19 protein-coding genes are annotated in these 20,807 nt (G+C 60.9%); 12 read left to right on the top strand and 7 right to left on the bottom strand.

Annotated elements, in window-relative coordinates; all coding sequences use genetic code 11:
* The first annotated feature begins 80 nt into the window (after positions 1-80).
* On the top strand, positions 81-923 hold the full coding sequence (locus IVA82_RS49180) for an IclR family transcriptional regulator (RefSeq protein ID WP_247389955.1): 843 nt from the start codon (positions 81-83) through the stop codon (positions 921-923).
* A gap of 85 nt (positions 924-1,008) precedes the next feature.
* Here the strand turns inward: IVA82_RS49180 and allE are convergent, their stop codons facing one another.
* The gene (gene allE / locus IVA82_RS35320) at positions 1,009-1,806 is read right to left on the bottom strand and encodes a (S)-ureidoglycine aminohydrolase (protein WP_247389954.1); all 798 of its coding nucleotides are present in this window, start codon (positions 1,804-1,806) and stop codon (positions 1,009-1,011) included.
* Positions 1,807-2,057: 251 nt separating this feature from the next.
* The gene (locus tag IVA82_RS35315) at positions 2,058-3,026 is read right to left on the bottom strand and encodes a LysR substrate-binding domain-containing protein (protein ID WP_247389953.1); all 969 of its coding nucleotides are present in this window, start codon (positions 3,024-3,026) and stop codon (positions 2,058-2,060) included.
* 270 nt (positions 3,027-3,296) lie between these two features.
* Here IVA82_RS35315 and IVA82_RS35310 point away from each other — a divergent pair, with 270 nt between their 5' ends.
* The 5 genes from IVA82_RS35310 to IVA82_RS35290 all read left to right on the top strand — a co-directional run bounded on the left by IVA82_RS35310 (position 3,297) and on the right by IVA82_RS35290 (position 8,743).
* Entirely contained in the window at positions 3,297-4,880 is a 1,584-nt protein-coding gene (locus tag IVA82_RS35310) for an ABC transporter substrate-binding protein (protein WP_247389952.1), read from the top strand.
* A gap of 149 nt (positions 4,881-5,029) precedes the next feature.
* Complete coding sequence (locus tag IVA82_RS35305) at positions 5,030-5,671, top strand: aspartate/glutamate racemase family protein (protein ID WP_247389951.1); 642 nt, start codon at positions 5,030-5,032, stop codon at positions 5,669-5,671.
* A 45-nt stretch (positions 5,672-5,716) separates the two neighbouring features.
* Positions 5,717-6,592 carry a polysaccharide deacetylase family protein gene (locus tag IVA82_RS35300; RefSeq protein ID WP_247389950.1) on the top strand — a complete coding sequence of 292 codons (876 nt, stop codon included), beginning with the start codon at positions 5,717-5,719 and terminating at the stop codon, positions 6,590-6,592.
* A 32-nt stretch (positions 6,593-6,624) separates the two neighbouring features.
* Positions 6,625-7,563: a polysaccharide deacetylase family protein gene (locus tag IVA82_RS35295; protein ID WP_247389949.1), complete on the top strand. Its 939-nt coding sequence runs from the start codon at positions 6,625-6,627 to the stop codon at positions 7,561-7,563.
* Positions 7,564-7,624: 61 nt separating this feature from the next.
* Positions 7,625-8,743: a M20 family metallopeptidase gene (locus IVA82_RS35290; protein ID WP_247389948.1), complete on the top strand. Its 1,119-nt coding sequence runs from the start codon at positions 7,625-7,627 to the stop codon at positions 8,741-8,743.
* A gap of 151 nt (positions 8,744-8,894) precedes the next feature.
* On the opposite strand, the gene IVA82_RS35285 is transcribed toward IVA82_RS35290, so the two are convergent.
* Positions 8,895-9,851, bottom strand: coding sequence for a MurR/RpiR family transcriptional regulator (locus tag IVA82_RS35285; RefSeq protein ID WP_247389947.1), 957 nt, complete (start codon positions 9,849-9,851; stop codon positions 8,895-8,897).
* A gap of 238 nt (positions 9,852-10,089) precedes the next feature.
* On the opposite strand from IVA82_RS35285, the gene IVA82_RS35280 reads away from it, so the two are divergent.
* From IVA82_RS35280 to IVA82_RS35255, 6 genes are all read left to right on the top strand, one after another.
* Positions 10,090-11,631: an ABC transporter substrate-binding protein gene (locus tag IVA82_RS35280; RefSeq protein WP_247389946.1), complete on the top strand. Its 1,542-nt coding sequence runs from the start codon at positions 10,090-10,092 to the stop codon at positions 11,629-11,631.
* Between the two features lie 85 nt (positions 11,632-11,716).
* A complete protein-coding gene (locus IVA82_RS35275) occupies positions 11,717-12,661 on the top strand; it encodes an ABC transporter permease (protein ID WP_247389945.1) in 945 nt (314 codons plus the stop codon).
* The gene (locus IVA82_RS35270) at positions 12,658-13,518 is read left to right on the top strand and encodes an ABC transporter permease (protein WP_247389944.1); all 861 of its coding nucleotides are present in this window, start codon (positions 12,658-12,660) and stop codon (positions 13,516-13,518) included. Before IVA82_RS35275 ends, IVA82_RS35270 begins: the two co-directional genes overlap by 4 nt.
* A gap of 3 nt (positions 13,519-13,521) precedes the next feature.
* Positions 13,522-14,496 (top strand): ABC transporter ATP-binding protein, encoded by a 975-nt coding sequence (locus IVA82_RS35265; protein WP_247389943.1) that lies wholly within the window; start codon positions 13,522-13,524, stop codon positions 14,494-14,496.
* Positions 14,493-15,458 (top strand): ABC transporter ATP-binding protein, encoded by a 966-nt coding sequence (locus IVA82_RS35260; protein ID WP_247389942.1) that lies wholly within the window; start codon positions 14,493-14,495, stop codon positions 15,456-15,458. The genes IVA82_RS35265 and IVA82_RS35260 overlap by 4 nt, the downstream gene beginning before the upstream one ends.
* Positions 15,459-15,738: 280 nt before the next feature.
* Positions 15,739-15,942 carry a hypothetical protein gene (locus IVA82_RS35255; RefSeq protein WP_247389941.1) on the top strand — a complete coding sequence of 68 codons (204 nt, stop codon included), beginning with the start codon at positions 15,739-15,741 and terminating at the stop codon, positions 15,940-15,942.
* Positions 15,943-15,983: 41 nt separating this feature from the next.
* On the opposite strand, the gene IVA82_RS35250 is transcribed toward IVA82_RS35255, so the two are convergent.
* From IVA82_RS35250 to IVA82_RS35235, 4 genes are read right to left on the bottom strand one after another with little or no spacing between them, the layout of a single operon-like run.
* Positions 15,984-16,985, bottom strand: coding sequence for a formate dehydrogenase subunit gamma (locus IVA82_RS35250; RefSeq protein WP_247389940.1), 1,002 nt, complete (start codon positions 16,983-16,985; stop codon positions 15,984-15,986).
* A gap of 39 nt (positions 16,986-17,024) precedes the next feature.
* Entirely contained in the window at positions 17,025-17,621 is a 597-nt protein-coding gene (gene fdh3B, locus IVA82_RS35245; protein WP_247389939.1) for a formate dehydrogenase FDH3 subunit beta, read from the bottom strand.
* Between the two features lie 12 nt (positions 17,622-17,633).
* Positions 17,634-20,582, bottom strand: a complete 2,949-nt coding sequence (locus IVA82_RS35240) for a formate dehydrogenase subunit alpha (protein ID WP_247389938.1) — start codon at positions 20,580-20,582, stop codon at positions 17,634-17,636.
* 11 nt (positions 20,583-20,593) lie between these two features.
* On the bottom strand, positions 20,594-20,803 hold the full coding sequence (locus IVA82_RS35235; RefSeq protein ID WP_247389937.1) for a twin-arginine translocation signal domain-containing protein: 210 nt from the start codon (positions 20,801-20,803) through the stop codon (positions 20,594-20,596).
* Positions 20,804-20,807 lie beyond the last annotated feature (4 nt).

Genomic DNA, 20,807 nt, shown 5'->3' with positions numbered 1-20,807 from the left:
GCAAGCACAGCTCACCATAACTATCTGATTTACAAGGATTTTCAGTGAAGAGGCCGCGCCGACCCCGCCCGCCGGATCCGGTGTCTGCATCCGCACGTGGATCCAAACCCGTCAAAATCACCAGGACAGAGCGCACCGGTCGGCGCGGCATTCAGTCGATCGAGATCGGTTTCAAGATCCTCGATTACCTGCGGACTGAGCTGCGACCCGTGCCGCTGAAGATGATCGCCGCCAACACCGGAATGTCGGCAGCCAACGTCCACTATTATCTCGTGAGCTTTCAGGCGGTAGGCATCGTTCGACAGGAGACGGACACCGGCTGCTATGCGCTCGGCCCCTACGCATTGAAACTCGGCATGGCGGCCATCGAGCAATTCGACGTCTTTAGCGTCGCGCGGCCCGCCATGACCGAACTCGCAACGACGATCGGCCACACGGTATTTCTCGGCGTGTGGGGCAATCGTGGACCGACCATCATCTATCGCGTCGAGGGCGGAGCCAGCCGCCCCATCATTGAGCTGCGTGTCGGAAGCGTCCTGAGCTTGCTGCGGTCCGCGCTCGGGCGAAACTTTCTTGCACATCTGCCGCGCTCCCTGACGAGCCAGATGCTGGATCAAGAGCTCAAGGAGGAACTCTCGCGCGAGACGCGGGTGGATGATGCGCCCACCACCAAGACCGAGGTGGAGGAGATGATGGACAAAATACGGCGCGACGGCATCAGTCGCTGTCGCGATGCCCTTCTGCCGAACTTCACCTCTCTTTCCGCGCCGATTTTCGACCAAGGCGGGTTCATGATTGCGGCTATCACGATGATGGGACCTGTCGGCATTCTCGACGATGACCTGAAGGGTCCGACGGCGACAGCGCTGATCGCCCACGCGCGCGCCCTCTCCGTGACCGCCGGCTGGCAACCCGAAGGCTGAAATCGCCAGCAAGCGGCCCGATCAGGCGGAAACGGGCGAGGCAGCGCGACGAATTCGGATGCAGCAGGCAGGAACGTGACGGTCGTTAGAGAACGACGTCGCGATTGACGTTTTTGTACAAGAGATAAACCGAGTGAGCCAGGCCGGTGGGATGGAATTGCTGCGGACAGAACGATCCCATCCAGATGAAGTCATCAACCCAGATTTCGTGCCAGGTATTGCCAAGATAATACAGGCCTTGACCTTCAAGCATGAATAATCCGTGCTCCATGATGTGCGTCTCGACGGCTGGAAAGCAAACGCCGGGCTGGAAGAACATCAGATTCATCTCGAAATCGAAGCGCAGATCGCCCATGGGAAGCAGATGTTTGAAGCCGCGACCGACCAAGCCCGTGTGGTTCGTCATCGGCATGGCTTGCTGTTGACCGATGATCGCCGTTGGCGCGGCAATACCCTCGGCCGTCTCATAGCGCTTCTTGACGGCGATGACGCGGGCAGACGCCGTGGGATGACAGGACAGCGCGAAAGACACGCCGGGTGGAACATAGACAAACGCGCCGGCTGTGAGCGACACCGGCGGGTCGGCGTCGATGCTAACGTCCACGCCTCCGGTCAGGACATAGAAGAAGTGCTGCAGGTCCACACAGATCGGCTTGACTGTGCCGCCTGCGGGTTCGATTTCCAGCAAGTATTGGGCGAAACCGGCACCTAGCGTCGGCGCCGCCAGAAAACGCACGGTCGTGGACGTCCACGCCGGAAGCCGGCTTTTCAACACGCCTTCCGGCGGTATGAACGCGAAGTTGCGACCGATCACTCCGCGATTGTGACCGATCGATCCAGGAGGAACGGTGCCGGGCTGAGAAGGAAAATCAGTGGGATGCATCTGAGACCCTCGGTCTGTTAGCTCGGGTTGTGGTTGCGCAGGTGGTGACCGGTTCGCCCGGCGTCAGCGGAGCGAAAAATGCGAGCTCCTTTTTCATGTGCGCGAAACTGATCCTGGTCATGCCAACGCCATTGGCTCGATCGGTGGGAGCGACGTACGTCGCGACGGGCGTCAATCCAAAACGCGTCAAAACAACCGTGCTTCCATCCTGATTCCATGTCCTGAATTCAGCCAGAACACGAAAATTAGCTTTAGCGATGGGCCGCGCCGCCCGGCTTGGGAAAAATATGGCGAACACTTGAACCCGCTTCGCGCTGGAGCCAGTTCCGGACAGCCATCATAACAGGATCCTTGCGCCGAACAGGCGAATGCAGAAGATACCAACCGGTACCGCGCATCAATGGTGGAAAGGACAGGGGAGCGATGAGCCGGCCGAGGTCGAGCTCGGACGTCACCAGGCTGGGATCGATGAGAGCAAAGCCGAGGCCGTTCATTGCGGCGTGGGCGGGAAGCACGTTGTTGGCGAAATGAAGCATTCGTTGCGGCTGCTCGCCATGCAAACCGATCATCGCGAACCACGCGGCCCAATCCCCTGCTGTGTCATCGGTGGAGATCAAGGCTTCAGTCAGCAAATGGGCCGGTTCGAGGAGCCTGCGCTGAACCGCGAGATAGGCAGGACTGCACATCGGTATCAGCCGATCGGCGAACAAAAAATGAGCATTCAGCCGCGGCCATTCGCCTCTGCCGTGGGCAATGGCTGCGTCGGGCGCACCCTTGCGCAAGAGGTCCGGCAAATCCGCGTGCGTGAGCAGCCTGATCGTCAGTTCCGGCTGTTCACGGTGGAAGCGGGCGAAACGCGGCAGCAGCCAACCAGTGGCAAATGACGTTTGCACGCTCAATGCGAACGTCGAGCGGGGACGCTCCGACAGCAGGCGGGCGGTACCGCTTTCGAGCAGGTCAAAGGCCTCAGACACTACCGGAAGCCAGGTCCGGCCAAACTCCGTCAGCTGGAGCGACTGGGGGTGGCGGTCGAACAGCTTGCGACCGATCTGTGCCTCCAGCGCCTTCACATGTCGGCTGATCGCACCGGGCGTCACCGCCAGTTCATCCGCGGCCAGCGCAAAGTTGACGTGACGAGCGGCCGCTTCGAAGGCCCGCACCGCGTTGAGCGGGGGCAAACGGCGACGGGCCGTCGATCCGCGTTTCGAAAGCCGTGACACTGGCCAATCCTGCTTTGCTCGGTTCAGTCGCTGCAGCCGTCCGACCGAAGCCCGGAGGGAGGCTTAGTTTTTATCATGCTTAGCCGTAAAACAAGTGGTTTGATGTAAAATGAATTGCGACGGTAGGTTTCACGGGTCCGCGCCGCGACAGAATGGCTTGGCGTGAACCAACGACACAAGATCGGGCAGGGAGCGACCGGACACTGATCGTGATTGATGTGCTTCGCCGCAAAGCCGCGGTGAAGCATTTGGGAAACAAAAGGAGCTCCCGTGGGATTGCGTCAATTTTTGCGGTCCGCCGCTCTTTCATTTGTTGGGGCCGCGGGTCTTTCCGTGACCGCGTATGCCGAAGACCGGGTGCTGAAGGTTTCGCTTCAGACCGAACTTCAGATTCTCGATCCGATCATCACTACCATCAATGCGACGCGCGTTTTCGCCTACCTCGTGTTTGACGAACTCGTCGCAATCGACAGCGAAGGCCATTACAAGCCGCAAATGTTGTCCGGCTGGGACGTCAGTGCCGACCGGCTTACGTATACTTTCCATCTCCGCGACGGGTTGAAGTTCAGCGATGGTGCGCCCGTCACATCGGAGGATTGTATCGCCTCGATCGAGCGCTGGGCAAAGCGGGACGGCTTCGGTGCTCAACTCATGGAGGCAGCGGATCGCTTCAAGATCATCGACGCCAAGACCTTCGCGTTGAATCTCAAGCGGCCCTTCGCATTCGTCATCGATGCGCTTGGAAAGCCTGGCCATCAAATTCCGGTTGTGATGCCGGCGCGCCTGGCTCGCCTGGACGCCAATACAGCGGTGCCTGAAGTCATCGGTTCCGGGCCGTTCATTTTCCTGAAGGATCAATGGCGTGCCGGCGCCAAGGCGGTTTTTGCCCGCAACCCGAACTATGTTCCTCGTTCTGAGCCGGCGGATGGCCTCGCTGGCGGAAAGGTCGTGAGCTTCGACCGAATCGAGCTGTTGAGCATTCCCGACCAGTCGACGCGAGTTGCCGCTCTACAAAAGGGAGAAGTCGATCTTCTGGAGGTCGTCCCATACGACTACATCGATATGTTGCGCAAAGATCCGAACATTACGATTGGCAAGCAGCCGACGATCGCTCAGAACATGATTGCGATCAACGTCAATCACGCGCAGGCGCCCTTCGACAATCCGTTGATTCGGCGGGCCTTACAGGTTGCGGTCGAGCAGAGCGACGTCATGGCAGGTCTCGGCGTTCCGGCTGACATGTACCGCGTCTGCTATTCGATCTACATGTGCGGCAACAGCGGAAGCTCGGATGCCGGCACGGAATATTCCCGCGAGGCCGGGCCGAAAGCCGCGCAGAAGCTATTGAAGGAAGCTGGCTACAAAGGAGAGCCAGTGGTCTTCCTGCATGCAGGAACATCCGCCCTTCTCAATCCGGTCGGTTCGGTGATCGCGGACCAGATGAAGCAAGCTGGGTTCAACATCGATGTGCGGACGTCGGACTACGCAACGGTTGCTGCTCGACGCTTGAAAAAATCACCCGGCGCAGATGGTGGTTGGGGCGTGACGCCCATGGTGATGACCGGGATCGATCTGCTCAATCCGCTCGCGCAGCAGATGGTGTCGTTAAACTGCATGGAGAACAACCCGGGCTGGTACTGCGACCCCGCGATGAATGATCTGTTGAAGGTGTATTCGCAGGCCTCAATTCCGGCAGACAGCAACAAGTACCGCGACGAAATACAGGCCGTCTTCCATAAGAACGTCAACTATGTTCTGGCGGGGCAATTTGCTGCGCCTCCGGCCTACCGTTCCGATCTCAAGGGCATGATCCCCTTCAGCTTTCCGGTCTTCTGGAACGTTCGTCGCGAGTGAGGGTTGCGACTCAACAAACTTTCTATTCCCGCCCTCCAGCGTTCGGCTCTCGGACAACCGCGAAAATGCAACCCAGGATCCTCTACCAATTGACGAGCCCGATGCACCGGACCCTCGGTGCCGAGGAGATCGCGCGTCGGCGGACATACTTGTCCAGGGCCGCCTCATCTGATGTCACCATCGATGTGAGGCCGATCGAAAACGGCCCCTCGGCTGTCGAGTCCAACGCCGACGCGGCACTGGTGGTGCCCGAACTTCTGCGCAGCGTTCCAGGGTGGGTTGAGGCGAACTACGATGCCGTCATCATCGGCTGCTTCAGCGACCCTGGCATTGCGGCGCTACGAGACGTCACCGATATTCCGGTTATTGGGCCGGGCAACAGCGCAATGCATCTCGCAGCTCAATTCGGCGAACGCTTTTCGGTGCTGTCATCCGATCCAACGCCCAAGGGGCTGATTGCTCGCCTTCGCTCCCTTGGGCTTGCCCAGCTCTTTGTCTCCGAACGCACGGCCGGCTGCTCTGTCCTCGATCTGGTCCGAAAGCCGGACGAGGCTTTCAATGGAATTTTGGATGCGGCCCGCAGCTGTGTTGATGACGGCGCTGACATTCTAGTCGTGGGCTGTTTAGGCATGGGTTTCATGCCCCAGTTGACAGAGCGGCTGCAGGATCGCGTCGGCGTTCCAGTGGTCAATTCCGTTCTCGCCGGTCTCAAGGTCGCCGAAGCTGCCGTTAGCTTGCGTCTTCGGCGCGGGGCCAAGTCCGGCAACGGCAGCGATCGAGGCGCCGCCTGAGCCCCTTCTGTCGCTGGGCGGAGCCAGCCTTATCCGGGAAAATTGATGACGAATGTCGCGCTCGCCCATGAAGTCGAACAGCTGAAGGCCGCTGCCCTTGGATATGAGGCGCGGCATGTCCCCGTCGCGAATTTCAGCTATCCGCCCGGAGTACGGATGGCGGTGAATTTCACCCTTGATTTCGACGCCATGCTGGCCCGGAGGCTTGCCAATGAGCCGCCGATGCAACGCGCGAAAGGGGAGTTCGGCGGTAGGATCGGCATCTGGCGCCTGCTGGAGATGTACGAAGCCCATGGGATCAAGGTCACGGTCTTCACCCCAGGGCGGATCTGCGAGCTTTATCCGGAGGCGCTCAAGCGAGCGGCCGGGGCCGGGCATGAAATCGCCGATCACATGTGGGAGCATCAGGTCCCCAAGGACAAGGCACTCGAGGAAAATCACCTGCTCAAGACGATCGCGGCGCTCGAACGCGTCACAGGCCGCCGTCCTGTCGGAACCCGTAGCGAGCACAGCCCCGCATTGCTGTGCCGGGAAGGCTTCATCTACAACTCATCGACCTCGTGTGCCTACACACCACTCTATCAGGACGATGAGAACGGCGCGAACAGGCTGCTGCAGTTGCCCGTGCATTTTGCGATCGATGACGCCATGTATTTCAGCGCCAACTGGGCCGGCAGCACGACAAGTTCGCAAAGACTTCTCGATCCCGACGAGGTTTTTGAGATGTGGTGGAGCGCGTTCTGGCATCAGTACAAGATCAATGGTTACCTGAACTTCATGCTGCACCCCTTCGTCTCCGGACGTGCTTCCAGGGTCGACATGTTGGAACGCCTGATCGTCGCAATGAAAAAGCTTCCGGGCGTATGGTTTCCAACCTGCGAGGAACTGGCGCGGCACTCTCTGTCCCAGCACCCACTGTAAATGATCGCCATCGAGACATCAGGACCAGCCGAATGCCCTGGAAGCAGGACTACACCATCTCCGACGAAATCGGGATAAAGGATGCAGACGTGCGCTGGCCGGACGGCAAGCGCTGCGCCTTCGGTATTGTCGTCGATCTCAGTCCAGCCTCGACGCCGGCCGGGATCACGGAGAGTGATCTCAAGCATCCGACCACGCTGTTCGGCATGACCGTGGGGCTGCAGAACGTCATGCGGTTGCTGAGGCGCTTCGGATTGCGCGCAACGTTCGTCGTCCCGGCGGTGATGGCGGAGATCTATCCGGACCGGCTCGAGGTGATTCGAAAAGACGGGCATGAGATCGCCGCCGGCGGATGGAAACACGAGGACGTCAGCACATTGCTCGTGGAGAACGAAAGGGAGCGGATTGAGCTCACCACGTCCACGTTGAAACGAATCGTTGGAACCCGGCCGAACGGCTGGTTTTCCCTGCCGCGCCAGCAAGACGCATTCGCAGTGGGCAGTATCAGCAAGGCGACCATGGGGTTGCTGATCGATGCCGGCTACACCTATATGGGCAACGGTCTCGCGGACGATGCGCCTCATTACTGGGTCGCTGACTTCCAGCAGCGCAAGACAATCCTGACGCTCCCATATCATTACAGCTGCGATGACCAGTTTTTTCTGATGTTTCCATCGGAGGGGACCGGCCTTGACCGGGTCAATGCACTGAAGCGAAACTGGCTTCGCGAGTTCGAGGCCCAATACCGACGTGGCAGGTATTTCAGTCTGACCGTTCATCCGAAGGGGATTGGCTGGGGACATCACGCCGAGGCGTTTGAAGAGATCCTCACCCACCTGACAAGCTTCCCGGATTTATGGAATGCGACTGGGTCCGAATGCGCGGGTCATTGGTCGACAACCTACCCTGCCGGCACATTTCTTCGGCTTTCCCCGTCCATCTGGAAAGACCACGAGGGCAGCCTGAGCTGACGGATCGCCGGTCCCAGTGAGACAGCATCCAAGGATGTTGTCAGCAATTTGAGGAAGCACTATGCCAGAAAGATTTCAAGAACTCGAAGCGGAAGCGATCCTCGCTGGCCTGCGTCGTTGGGTGGAAATTGAAACGCCGACCGGCGACGTTGAGAATATGACGCGACTGCTCGATGTCGTCGCTGCCGATTTTGCACCGCTCGGTGCCAGCCTTGAGCGGATTCCCGGAAACAACGGAATGGGCGACCATCTATTGGTTCGGCTACCGTGGGGAGGCGGACCCGGCATTCTCTCGGTTTGTCATCTGGACACCGTGTGCGCTCCCGGATCGGTCGCGATGCGCCGCAACGGTGACCGTTTTCACGGCCCGGGGATCGCCGATATGAAGGCAGGCGGCTATCTGGCATTTAAGGCCGCTGAACATATTGCTGGTCTGGCTCACCAGCCGAACATGCCGCTCACAATTCTCTACACCTCGGATGAGGAGATCGGCTCGCCGACCTCGCGCGACATCATCGAGCGGTTGGCGAGGGAGTCTCGCTACGCCCTCATCGCCGAGCCGGCACGCACGGACGAGGTGATCACGTTCCGCAAAGGACGCGCAAAATATCGCCTGGATGTCGAGGGACGGCAAGCGCATGCCGGCTCGGCCCACGCAAGTGGCCGCAGCGCCATCTCGGAGATCGCGCGCCAGATCGTAGAACTCGACAAATTGACCGATTACTCAACCGGAACGACGATCAACGTCGGTGAGATCGGTGGCGGGACCACACCGAACGTCGTTGCTGGCCACGCGTTCTGTACCATCGATGTTCGCTTTTCCAGCGCCGAAGCCGGTCGAGCAGTCGACGAGACGATCTTGTCCGCAGGGCCGATCAGTTGCGACGTGACAATCGCGGCAAGCGGAGAAATTGAAAAGCCCTGCCTTGAGCGGACCGCGGGTGGACTCATGCTGTTCGGGTTAGCGAAGTCAATTTCCCATGAACTCGGCGTCAGTCTGATCGAAACATCGAGCGGCGGCGGCAGCGACGGCAATTTTACGTCTGCAGTCGGCATCCCCACCTTGGATGGTCTGGGCGCGATAGGCAACGAGTGGCATTCCCCGAATGAATACGTTGTGGTTTCCGCACTTCCGCGGCGCGTCGAGTTGTTGCGGCGAATGATCACCGATCTGGATTAGGGCGGCGAAAACAGCGTATCAAGTACGCGTCAATCCATTGATGATGCGGCTGGATCGATACGGTGTTGGCCTTCAGAGCGCGATTGATCGCCGTCACGGCATGGCGGTTGGCAGATCCGGCTTATCGGGCCTCACGGTTGGTGGACCTGAATCAGTCCCCCAGCGGCCCTTTGGCATCCCCGTCGTTCCCCTTCAGCAACTCGTATTTGATCCGCCGCATGCGTGCCTGGGCTTCGAGTGGCTTGCAATAGGCGGTGGAGGCGGCGAGCAGATCGATGGTGGCGAGAAGCAAATAGCGCGACGCCGTCGGCTTGAGCGCGTCGGGCGCTTCGGGCACGTGCACGCCAAGCGCAATATCGGCGATCGAAGCCAGCCTGCTCTGTGGCCTGGTAATTGCGACCACCAAGGCGCCATATTGCTTGGCGATACCGGCGGCCTCGATCACTTCGTTCGCTGCACCGGTGGTCGAGATGGCAACGACGACATCGTCCCGGCCAAGGGTCGCGGCGATCATGCGCATCAACCTCGGATCGGAGGCGTGGGAGACGGCGATCCCAAGACGAAAGAACCGGTTCTGAACCTCCGCCGCCGCAAGGCTCGAACCGCCACCCACGCCGAACGCGGCAAGCTTCGAACAACGGGAGATAGCTTCGGCAGCCCTCTCGATGTCCTCCTTCCGAAGTCCCTCCTCGGCCGCGGCAATCGCACGGCGAATCTCTTGAAACACCGACCGCCAGAGCGCGGGGCGCGCCAGATCCGTCCCGACATGCGGGGGCAATTCGACGTAGATCCGCCCAACCGCCATTGCTTGAGCCAGCCTCACCTTGAGGTCACGGACGCCGCGGCAGCCGACGGAGCGGCTGAACCGGGTTACCGTCGGCTCGCTGACGCGCGCCCGGCGCGCCAGCTCGGAATTGCTGGCGTGAACGGCAAACTCGATATCGGCCAGCAGCACCGTGGCAACGCGTTGCTCCGACGGGCTGAGACTCGGAGCGCTCTGTCTGATCAGGGAGATGATGTCGCCCGCCACGACATTGTCGTCGCCGGGCAGCTTCGAGACCGCTGCACCAACGGCTCTTGCCGGGTAATTTCGCTTTGCACGCGGCATTGCCCGCCCTTCCCTAGGTCAGATCAACCTGCGCCCTTGGCACGAAGCTACCGTAAGAAACCTTCAGCATCGATCAAACCTATATCGGTATGCCTCATCAGGAATAGCATTTTTCGCTTGATAATTGCCGAATTCTGTATGTAACTTTCAAACAATCAAGTGCCGTCAGACCCAACAGCTGAAAGGCACATCCCCTGCACCGGGAAGCAGGCGGCTCAAAAGGGCGGGAGGAGCGATCATGAGATACGGTCCAAGTGTCTTGATGCGTGGCGTCGTAGGGCTCGCCACCGCGTCGTTCTTGATTGCGCAGGCCAATGCCGCCACCCTGCTGCGCGAAGCCACCATCGGCGAACCGCCGCCCCTCGATGTCATGCTGACGACAGCCGACGTCGCATCGGTCATCGGCCGCCACATCTTCGAGACCCTGTATGCACTAGACTCGACCTATACGCCGCGTCCGATGCTGGCCGAGAACGATCGCGCGGAAGACGGCGGTCGGACCATCGTCATCAAGCTCCGCGAAGGCGTCCTCTTCCACAACGGCAAGGAGATGACCGCCAAGGACGTGGTCGCCTCGATGACGCGATGGGGCAATTTCGGTGCGCGCGGCAAGCTCCTGATGGCCGCGGCCACATCGGTCGAGGCGACCGGAAAGTATGAAGTCACGCTGAAATTGTCCGCGCCGAATGGCGCCTGGAAGGCTCTCATTGCGGACGTCAATGGCGGTCTTGCGATCTATCCGGAAGACATAGCCGCCAATGCGGGGAACCGGCCAATCGAGCAGAAGGACTATATCGGCACCGGACCTTACAAGTTCGTGGAGTGGCGGCCGAACCGCTATGTCGAGGTGGAGAGGTTCGATGGCTACAAGCCGGTGAAGGAAAAGGGCGACGGCTTCGCCGGCGCCCGCCTCGCCAGCTTCGACAAGATTCGGTTCATTCCGGTGCCTGACGTCGGCACGCGTGTGAGTGGCGTGCAGGCGGGCGACTACGACTATGCGGAAATGATCTCTGGCGATCTGTACGAGTCCCTGAGCAAAGACCCATCGGTTCAAGTGCAGCGTACGAACGCGCCGATCTTCGGCCTTTTCTTCATGAACTCGAAGCAGGGGATCCTGAAGGACAATTACAAGCTCCGCCGCGCCATCCAGACCGCGCTGGAAAAGTCGCAGGCGCTGCGCGTCGCCTTCGGCCCCAAGGACCTGTGGAACGCCGAGGGATCGATCTTTCCCAAGGGCACGCCCTGGTATTCGACGGAAGGCGCCTCCAATTACAGTGCGCACGATCCGAAGAAGGCCAAGGAGCTCGCAAAGGAGGCAGACTACACGGGGACGCCGATCCGCCTGCTGGTATCGACGAACTACCAGGCACACTATGACGAAGCCTCTGTCTTCACCCGCCAGCTGGCCGACGCCGGAATCAATGTTCAGATGATGGTCGTCGATTGGGCGACTCTTCTGAAGATGCGCGGCCAGCCGGAACAGTGGGACATCTTTGTCACCCACCATTCCTTAGCGCCCGACCCGCTGCTGCTCACGTTCCTGAATGCAAGCTATCCCGGCTGGTGGGATAGCCCGGAGATCGGCTCGCTTCGGGCTGAATTGATCAACACGACCGATCCAGCCGCTCGGAAGTCGACATGGGACAAGATCCAGTCGCTGATCTATGAACAGGTACCGGTCATGAAAGTGGGCGATGCCTACACCTATGACATTGCCTCTCCCAAGCTCAGGGGACTCAACCCGAACGGTCCCGTCTTCTGGAATGTGTCCACGAAATAAGGACGGGAAATGAGGCCGCGAGGACTGTCGGGCGCCGGTGCCGGCGCCGGCGCGCATCGTTGCCGCTGATCAGGCGCACAATCACATGTGGTCTTACGCACTCAAGCGCGCAGGAACGACAGCGGTGACGCTTCTGGCAGCGTCCGTCATCATCTTCGCGTTCATCCATATCGTGCCGGGTGATCCCATCTATGTCCTGCTCGGTGACACCGCGACTCCCGACCAGATCGACGCCTTGCGACACCAACTCGGTCTCGACCAACCGATCATCCTGCAATATCTCAATTGGACCGGCCATGTGCTCGAGGGCGACCTTGGGCGGTCGATCTTCTTTCAGGCGCCCGTGCTGTCAGTGATTGCCGATGGTGCCGAGACCAGCACCTTGCTCGCCATCATGACGATGATCTGGGTTGCGGTCATCGGTGTGCCGATCGGCATGATTGCGGCGGTCCGGCACGGCACATGGCTCGACCAGGGACTGTCCGGCGCGGCGATGCTGATGGCCTCGATACCCACGTTCTGGGTCGGGCTCTATCTGATCCTGATCTTTGCCGCCTGGCTCGGCTGGTTTCCGAGTTCCGGATATCCGTCGATATTCGAAGGCGGTGTCGTCAATCTCCGCTATCTCGTCCTCCCCAGCCTGGCGCTTGCGGCGCCGAATGCCGCTTTGATCCTGCGGCTGACGCGCGCCAGCATGCTGGACGTCTCCCGCGAGGACTACGTGCGCACCGCGCGTGCAAAGGGAATCCGGCCCTGGCAGGTCGTGCGCCGCCACATCTGGCGCAATGCGCTGCTGGCGGTCGTTTCGGCATTCGGCTTCACTTTCGCTGCGCTGCTCTCCGAAGCGGTGGTGACCGAAACCGTGTTTGCCCTGCCCGGCATCGGCCGCCTCGTCGTCCAGTCGATCCTCCGCCGGGACTACCCGGTGATCCAGGGCGTCATCCTGGTCATCGTCGTGATTTATCTCCTGGTCAATCTGATCGTCGATCTGAGCTACCGTCTGCTCGATCCGCGGGTCGAACTTCAATGAGCAGCAACAGCGCGACCTTGTGGCTCAAGCCGTTCATCGCCCGCCCGATCGCGCTGGCCGGGCTCGGGGTCCTTCTGGCGACTGTGCTCGCCGCGACCTTCGCTCCCTGGCTGTCGCCTTACGATCCGTACGCCATCGATCCGCTGATCCGCCTGACGCCACCAAACGTGACCCATTGGTTCGGCACCGACCAATTCGGCCGGGATACCCTGTCGCGCACCATTCATTCAGCACGCATGGCCCTTCTGATCGGCTCGGGCGTGGTCGTCTTCGCCCTCGCGACAGGTGTTCCGGCCGGCGTACTTTCCGCTCTATTCCCGCGGCTGGGTCACCTGCTGATGCGCATGGTCGACGTGCTGATGGCCTTCCCGACTCTGCTTCTCGCACTTGGCCTGATCGTCGTCTTGAGCCCGAGTGTGGCCACTGTCATTCTGGCCATCGGGCTCGGCTACATGACGACGACGACGCGCATTGTTTACGGTCTGACGCTGCGCTTGCGCGCGGAAACCTATGTCGAAGCATCCCGTAGCATGGGCGCTGGAACCGTATGGCTCATCAGTAGGCACATCTTGCCGAACCTGGTCTCACCGCTTCTCGTACAGGCCAGCTTCGTCTTCGCGTTCGCGCAGCTTGGCGCGGCTTCACTCGATTTCCTGGGCCTCGGCGCCCCGCCGGAGATTCCGAGCTGGGGCAACATGCTGGCGGAATCGCGCACCTTCATCACGCGCGCACCGTGGCTGCTCTTCTTCCCGGGCATGATGATCGTGGCGACGGCATTTTCTCTGAACCTGGTCGGCGACGCATTGCGCGATCGGCTCGATCCGCGGTTCCGTCAAGTCTTTGGTGAGAAGGGTTAGGCTGTGCTGAGCGTTCGCGACCTTACGGTGTCAGTGGGGCCGGAAACCGCGCCGGTCGACATCGTCGCGGGCGTGTCCTTCGGCTTGGCCAAGGGCGAGATCCTCGGTCTCGTCGGCGAGTCCGGCTGCGGAAAGAGCATGACCTCGCTTGCGGTCATGGGATTGCTGCCGCAGCCTGGTCCCCGGGTCCGGGCCGGGCGGGTCCTGTTGGAGGGCAGCGACGTAACGCAGTTGCAGCCCTGGCAACGTGTCGAAGCGGGCCACGGCCGCATGGCCATGATCTTTCAGGAGCCGATGACCTCACTCAACCCGGTTCGTCGGATCGGCGATCAGATCGCCGAAGCCGTGCGCGTGCATGAGGGAATTTCGGGCGCGGCGGCGCTCTCCCGTGCGCGCGAACTGCTCGAGCTGGTGCGTATGCCCGACCCCGGAATGCAGCTGTCGGCGTATCCGCATCAGTTGTCTGGAGGTCAACGCCAACGGGTCATGATCGCGATTGCGCTGGCCTGCAGGCCACAGGTGCTGGTCGCGGATGAACCGACCACAGCGCTGGATGTCACCATACAGGTTCAGATTCTCGGGCTTTTGCGCGAGCTCTGCAATCGCCTCGATATGGCAATATTGTTCATCACCCACGACATGGGAGTCATTGCGCAGCTCGCCGACCGCGTGTCTGTCATGTACGCCGGCCGAATCGTGGAAACCGCGGCAGTCGATGCGCTGTTCGGCGAACCGCGTCACCATTACACCCGCGGCCTGATGGATTGCATGCCGTCGCGAAATTCCGGCGTGCGCCGGTTGCCAACCATTTCAGGTCAGCCGCCGGTGCCAGGTACGGTCGCTGCTGGCTGCGTCTTTGCCTTACGCTGCGCGGCGGTGCGCGATGAGTGCCGCGTGGCGGCCCCGCCTCGCCTGGAGGCCTCCCAAGGGCACGAGGTGCTCTGCGCATTTCCGCTGGCCGGCGGGGAGCTGCCATGAGCGGCAATGTCATCCTCGACGTCCGGGACATGATGGTCTCGTTCAGTGCCAGGCGAGCTGGTCGGAAATTCCGGGTGCAGGCGGTGGATGGTGTGTCGCTGTCGCTGGCCGAGGGGGAGGTCCTCGGGATCGTCGGCGAATCGGGCTGCGGCAAGACCACGGTGGGCCGAACCATCGTCGGGCTGGTCCAGCCCGACAGCGGCACCATCAAATTCAAAGGAACCGAAATGATCGGGGCCGGCAGCTCCAGCCTCCGCGCGATGCGTCTGAACGTCCGGATGGTTTTCCAGGATCCCAATGCATCGCTCAACCCGCGGCGCACAATTGGAGACTCGGTGGCAGAGGCGGGCGACATCAGCGGTTTCTTCAAGAGCCGCGCCGAGCGCAGCGCGGCCATCGCGGCCACGCTGACGGGCGTCGGCTTGAATCCGTCTTTCGCCGCTCGCTATCCGTACGAACTGAGCGGCGGGCAACGACAACGGGTCGGAATCGCACGCGCCATTCTTCCCACACCGTCCATCATCATCGCCGACGAGCCGGTCTCGGCCCTCGACGTTTCCGTGCAGGCGCAGGTGCTCAATCTGATGATGGACCTGCGTGACCAGCTGAGACTGTCGATGCTCTTCATCTCGCACGACCTTGGCGTGATCGGACAGATCAGCAGCCGTGTTGCCGTCATGTATATGGGCCGGGTCGTGGAGCAGGCCGGAACGCGGACGGTCTTGGAACACCCGCTCCATCCGTATACGCGCGCGCTGGTGGCAGCAATTCCAAAGCCGGATCCATCGAAGCGGATCCTGGGCGCGATCGAAACGGGTGAACCGCCAAGCCTATTCACACGGCCACACGGCTGCGCTTACGCGCCCCGCTGTCCAATCGCCAGCGATCGCTGCCTCGTCGACGTTCCAACACTTCGGTCTGCCGGCACGGACGGCAGGACAATCGCCTGCCACAACGTATAACCAGCGAGTGCCGCCCACAGAGAAATGACGCCGCGCATTTTGCTGCCTGCTGCTTGGCCAGTGGGGTCAGCCAGTCCTCGACATGTTTGACAGCGACCTGAAGCTGCGCGCGGGCGAGCGCGCTCAAGTGGCAACAGGCGCAAACCATCAAGGACTGCTCCGCCCTTTGTCCAGCCGTCGGAACCCGAAAAAGCTCGGAAGGTGTGAGGCGGCTCACATCACCGGGGCGAATTAAAGCTTACTGCGTCCTGGCGGATGCCACTCCAGATGGAGATGTCAAATGAAACGCCTTCTGCTTTCGCTCGTCTCGGCCCTGCTCGTCATCAGCGTGGCGAGCAGCATGCTCAGATCGCATGCGCTTTTGCGCTCTGCACAGAGTGGGATGCCAAGCATTCAAGAGTTGCAAACAGGCCGAGCGGACACCCTGCCGGAGCAACAGATCGAGGACCGGTCCGTCCTGTTCGCCAGAGAGCTGACGCGATAGAGCATAACGGACCAGAACCAGCCTCTTTCATCCGCTCCTTTTCATTCAGCCGCAGCGGTCGCGGGTTGCGGCGTTTGATCGTTCGGTCCAGTTCGCGCCATCTGCTCGTCGAGCCAGAGGCTGTGATGTTCGCGTGCCCAGTTGAGGTCGACCTCACCCGAGCCCATGGCCTCGAAAGCTCCCTCCATCCCGATCGTGCCGATGTAAACATGCGCAATCATTGCGGCCACGAAGAGTACGGCCACCACGGAGTGGATGATCTGGGCCATCTGCATGCCTTCGATGCCACTCATGTAGAATGGGAACATCAGCGCGTATCCCGTTGCGGCAACGAGGCCGCCGCCGATCACGACGATCCAATAGATCATCTTCTGGCCGGCATTGAAGCGATAGGCCGGCGGATGATCATGGCCGACAATGCCCCCTCCCCGCCTGATCCAGGCAACATCCACCTTGTTCGGGATATTTCCCGCGATCCACATCAGGAAGATCAGGATGACGCCGATGGTGAACGGGAAACTCAGATAATTGTGGGCATACTTCGCCCATTGCGACCACTCGGAGAAGGCTTCAAAACCGATCAGTGGCAATAATATCGGCCGCCCGAAGGTAATGTTCAGACCCGAGATGGCGAGGATGATGAAGCAGCTAGCTGTCATCCAATGCACGAAGCGCTCAAACTGGGTGAAGCGCACGATGGTGCGTCCCGATCGCCCGCTTTCGAGACGCACCATGCCGCGGGTGAGATAGAAGATCACGAGCAGCGCCAGCATGCCGATAATCGCGACGCCGCCGATCCAGCGCAGCGTGACATTGCGAAACTCCCGCCATTCGCGCCCCTGCGGCTGCTCGAGCACGCCAGATCTCTGATCCGGAATGCTGACGCGGCCCTGGATCCGGTTCAGTTCCTGCAGGAGTTGCTGCTCCTTGACGGAGCTTGCGGTCGGGTTGACCTGTTGGGCACTGGCTGGAGCCGCCATGATCACCAGAAGCAGCGCGCATGCGCCCAACGCCAGGCGGATGAACTTTCCAAATGACGCCATCTGCGCCTCCTCGGTGCCGCGCCCTGACTGCTACCTACGTCAGGACTCGACGGTTTCGCGATACGCAGTCTTCCAGCCCCACGCGCCGGAGCCGTAGCCGCGCTTCATCACGCGTTCCTTGTAGATCTGGGCAATGATCTCGCCGTCACCTGCAAGCAACGACTTGGTGGAGCACATTTCAGCACAGAGCGGCAGCTTGCCTTCCGCCAGGCGGTTCGCGCCGTACTTCTCGTATTCCTCCTTGCTGCCGTCGGCCTCGGGGCCGCCGGCGCAGTAGGTACACTTGTCCATCTTGCCGCGAGAGCCGAAGTTTCCGACCTTGGGATATTGCGGCGCTCCGAACGGGCACGCGTAGAAGCAGTACCCACAGCCGATGCAGAGGTCCTTGGAGTGAAGCACCACGCCATCGGCGGTGGTGTAGAAGCAGTTCACCGGACACACGGCCGCACAAGGTGCATCCGTGCAATGCATGCAGGCCATCGTGACCGAGCGCTCGCCGGGCTTGCCGTCATTGATGGTGACGACCCGGCGCCGGTTGATGCCCCAGGGGACCTCATGCTCGTTCTTGCAGGCGGTGACGCAGGCATTGCATTCGATGCAACGGTCGGCGTCGCAGAGGAATTTCATACGTGCCATCGTCGTTGCTCCCTATGCCGCCGCGATCTGGCAAAGAGTGACCTTGGGCTCCTGCATGCCCGTCGCGGGATCGTATCCGTAGGTGGTGATGGTGTTCGCGCTTTCGCCAAGGACGATCGGATCGGTACCTTTCGGGTAGGCGCCGCGAAGATCCTTGCCTGCCAGCCAGCCGCCGAAGTGGAAGGGCATCCAGGCGACGCCCTTGCCGACCCGCTCGGTGACGAGCGCCTTCATCCTCGCCCTGGAATTGTTCTCGGCGCCCGTGACCCAGACCCAGCCGCCGTCCTTGACGCCGCGATCAGCAGCATCGGCCGGATTGATCTCGATAAACATGTCCTGCTGCAGTTCGGCAAGCCACGGATTAGTCCGCGTCTCCTCACCACCGCCCTCATACTCGACCAGACGGCCCGACGAGAGGATAAGCGGGAACTGCTTGGCAATCCCCTTCTCGACGGCGGCCTTCTGCACCGAGAAGCCGATGTTGGGCATTCGGAACTGCTTGGCATCGGGCAAGGTCGGATATTTCTCGACGAGGTCGACACGTGGCGTATAGATCGGCTCGCGATGGACCGGAATCGGATCAGGCAGGCCGAAGGCGTTCATGCGCGCCTTGCCGTTGCCGTAGGGCACGCAGCCGTGTTTGAGCGCGACCCGCTGGATGCCCCCCGAGAGATCGAGCGACCACGACACCGAATCCGGATTGGTCGGATTGACCTTCATGATCGTAGCCATCTCCGCTTCGGTGAGATCTGTGTCCCAGCCAAGCTTCTTCAGGCTCGCCAGCGTGAATTCGGGATAGCCGTCCTGGATCTCGGAATCCTTTGAGTAGGATTTGTCGGCCAGCAGGCTGACCTTGCGCGTGGACCCGTCTGGCAGCTTCTCCTCGCGCTCGATGCCGAAGCGCGGCCGAAACGTGCCGCCGCCGTCCATCACCGCGAGATTGGTGTTATAGAGCAGCGGCGTGCCGGGATGCTTGACTTCCGGCGAGCCCCAGCACGGCCACGGCAGACCGTAATAATCGCCGCCGACCTCGGGATCATCCTTGGGCGCCCGCATCGTCAGCATGTCGAACTTCGCCTGGTTCTTCATGTGCGCCTTGAGCCGCTCAGGTGATTGTCCGCAATATCCGGTCGACCAGCTGCCGCGGTTCATCTCGCGCAACACGTCTTCTGCTTCAGGCAGATTGTTGTCGACCTTGATTTTGCTGAACATCTGATCGGCAAAGCCGAGCTTTTTGGCCATCAGATAAATGACCTCGAGATCGTCCTTGGATTCGAAGATCGGTTTGACGATCTGCTCGCCCCATTGCAGCGAGCGGTTCGAAGCGACGCGCGATCCCTTGCACTCGAATTGGGTGGCCACCGGAAGAATGTAGACGCCATCCTTGCGGCCGGCCTCGACCGCCAGCGATGCCCAGGTCGTGGGATGCGGGTCGGCAATGACAAGTAGGTCCAGCGCCTTCAGGCCTTTGAGAGACTCTGGAATGCGCGTGATGCTGTTGCTGGCGTGTCCCTGAACGAACACGGCCCGCACGTTGTCCTTCTGAGCGACCTGATCTTTCGGCAGCGTCACCGCCTCGAACCAGCGGGTCAGAGGAATGCCGGGAGTCTCCATGATCTGCTTGGAATCGAAGCGCGACTTCAAGAACTCGTAGTCAACGTCCCAGACTCGCGACCAGTGCTTCCACGCGCCCTCGGCGAGACCGTAGTAGAACGGCAACGTCACAATATCGAGCCCAACGTCGGTCGCCCCCTGCACGTTGTCGTGGCCGCGGAAGATGTTGGCGCCCATGCCCGGTCCGCCCACATTGCCGGTCAAGAGCAGCAGGATGCAGCTTGCCCTCACATTGGCGGTGCCGACGGTTTTCTGGGTCTGGCCCATGGCCCAGATCAACGTCGACGGCTTCTCGGTGGCGAACATCTTGGCGACCCGTTTGAGCTGTTCGCCTGGAATGCCGGCGACGCGCTCGACCTCTTCCGGATTCCATTTCTCCACTTCCTTGCGGAGATCATCGAAGCCGTAGACGCGCTGCCTGATGAATTCCTTGTCTTCCCAACCGTTCTGGAGGATGTGCCACATAATGCCATAGAGCACCGGAATGTCGGTGCCCGGACGCATCCGCACATATTCCGTCGCGTGCGCCGCGGTGCGCGTCAGGCGCGGATCGATGACGATGAAGTTGGCCTTCTGCAGCTCCTTGCCCTCGAGCAGATGCTGCAACGAAACCGGATGCGCCTCGGCCGGATTGCCGCCCATGATCATCTGGGTCTTGGCATTGCGAATATCGTTGTAGCTATTGGTCATCGCGCCATAGCCCCAGGTATTGGCGACGCCCGTCACGGTGGTCGAATGGCAGATGCGAGCCTGATGGTCGGTGTTGTTGGTGCCCCAGAACGCCCCGAGCTTGCGGAACAGATAAGCGCCTTCGTTGGTCATCTTGGCCGAGCCGAGCCAATAAACCGAATCTGGCCCCGATTTTTCGCGAACCTCGAGCATCTTATCGCCGATCTCGTTGATCGCAGTTTCCCAGGCGACTCGCGCCCATTGCCCATTCACGAGCTTCATCGGATAGCGCAAACGCCGTTCGCTGTGCACCAGCTCGCGTACGGAAGCACCCTTCGCGCAATGAGATCCGCGATTGATGGGGGAATCCCAGCTCGGCTCCTGGCCGATCCAGACCCCGTTCAACACCTCTGCAGTCACGGTGCATCCGACAGCACAATGCGTACAGATGCTTTTCTTGACGGTGGCCCCGGCGGTCAGCGGACCCGCCATGGCCGCGTCCGCCTTGCGCACGCCGGAAATCGGCATGGTCCCGAGTGCCGCGAGCGCGCCGCCCGCCAGACCGGAGCGGCGCAGGAAAGCGCGGCGATCAAAGCCGCTGGTTTGGCTTGCGAGAGAGTCCGCGATTGAGCCGCGGCGGTCGGATCCGGACTGTCGTTCTGTTCGCCTGATAAGCACAGCAGCCTCCCTCAGGTCGGATACCGATTGACGCGATAATAGGCCTTCACGTGATCGGATTCCTTGTAGCGCGCCTTGCGCTTCTCATCACTGTTCTCGCTGTCGGCCTGCGCGGAGCCGACGAGTGGCGTCGCCAGCGTGGCGCCAGCGCCTACTGTGCCGATGCCAACCTTGCAAAGGAAGTCGCGCCGTCCGACGATCGCCTTCTTTTCATCACTCATCGCA

The organism is Bradyrhizobium sp. 142 (genome assembly GCF_023074015.1).
GTDB lineage: Bacteria > Pseudomonadota > Alphaproteobacteria > Rhizobiales > Xanthobacteraceae > Bradyrhizobium.
The sequence above is the reverse complement of the archived record's forward strand: the minus strand, read 5'-3'. Positions and strand labels throughout refer to the sequence as shown.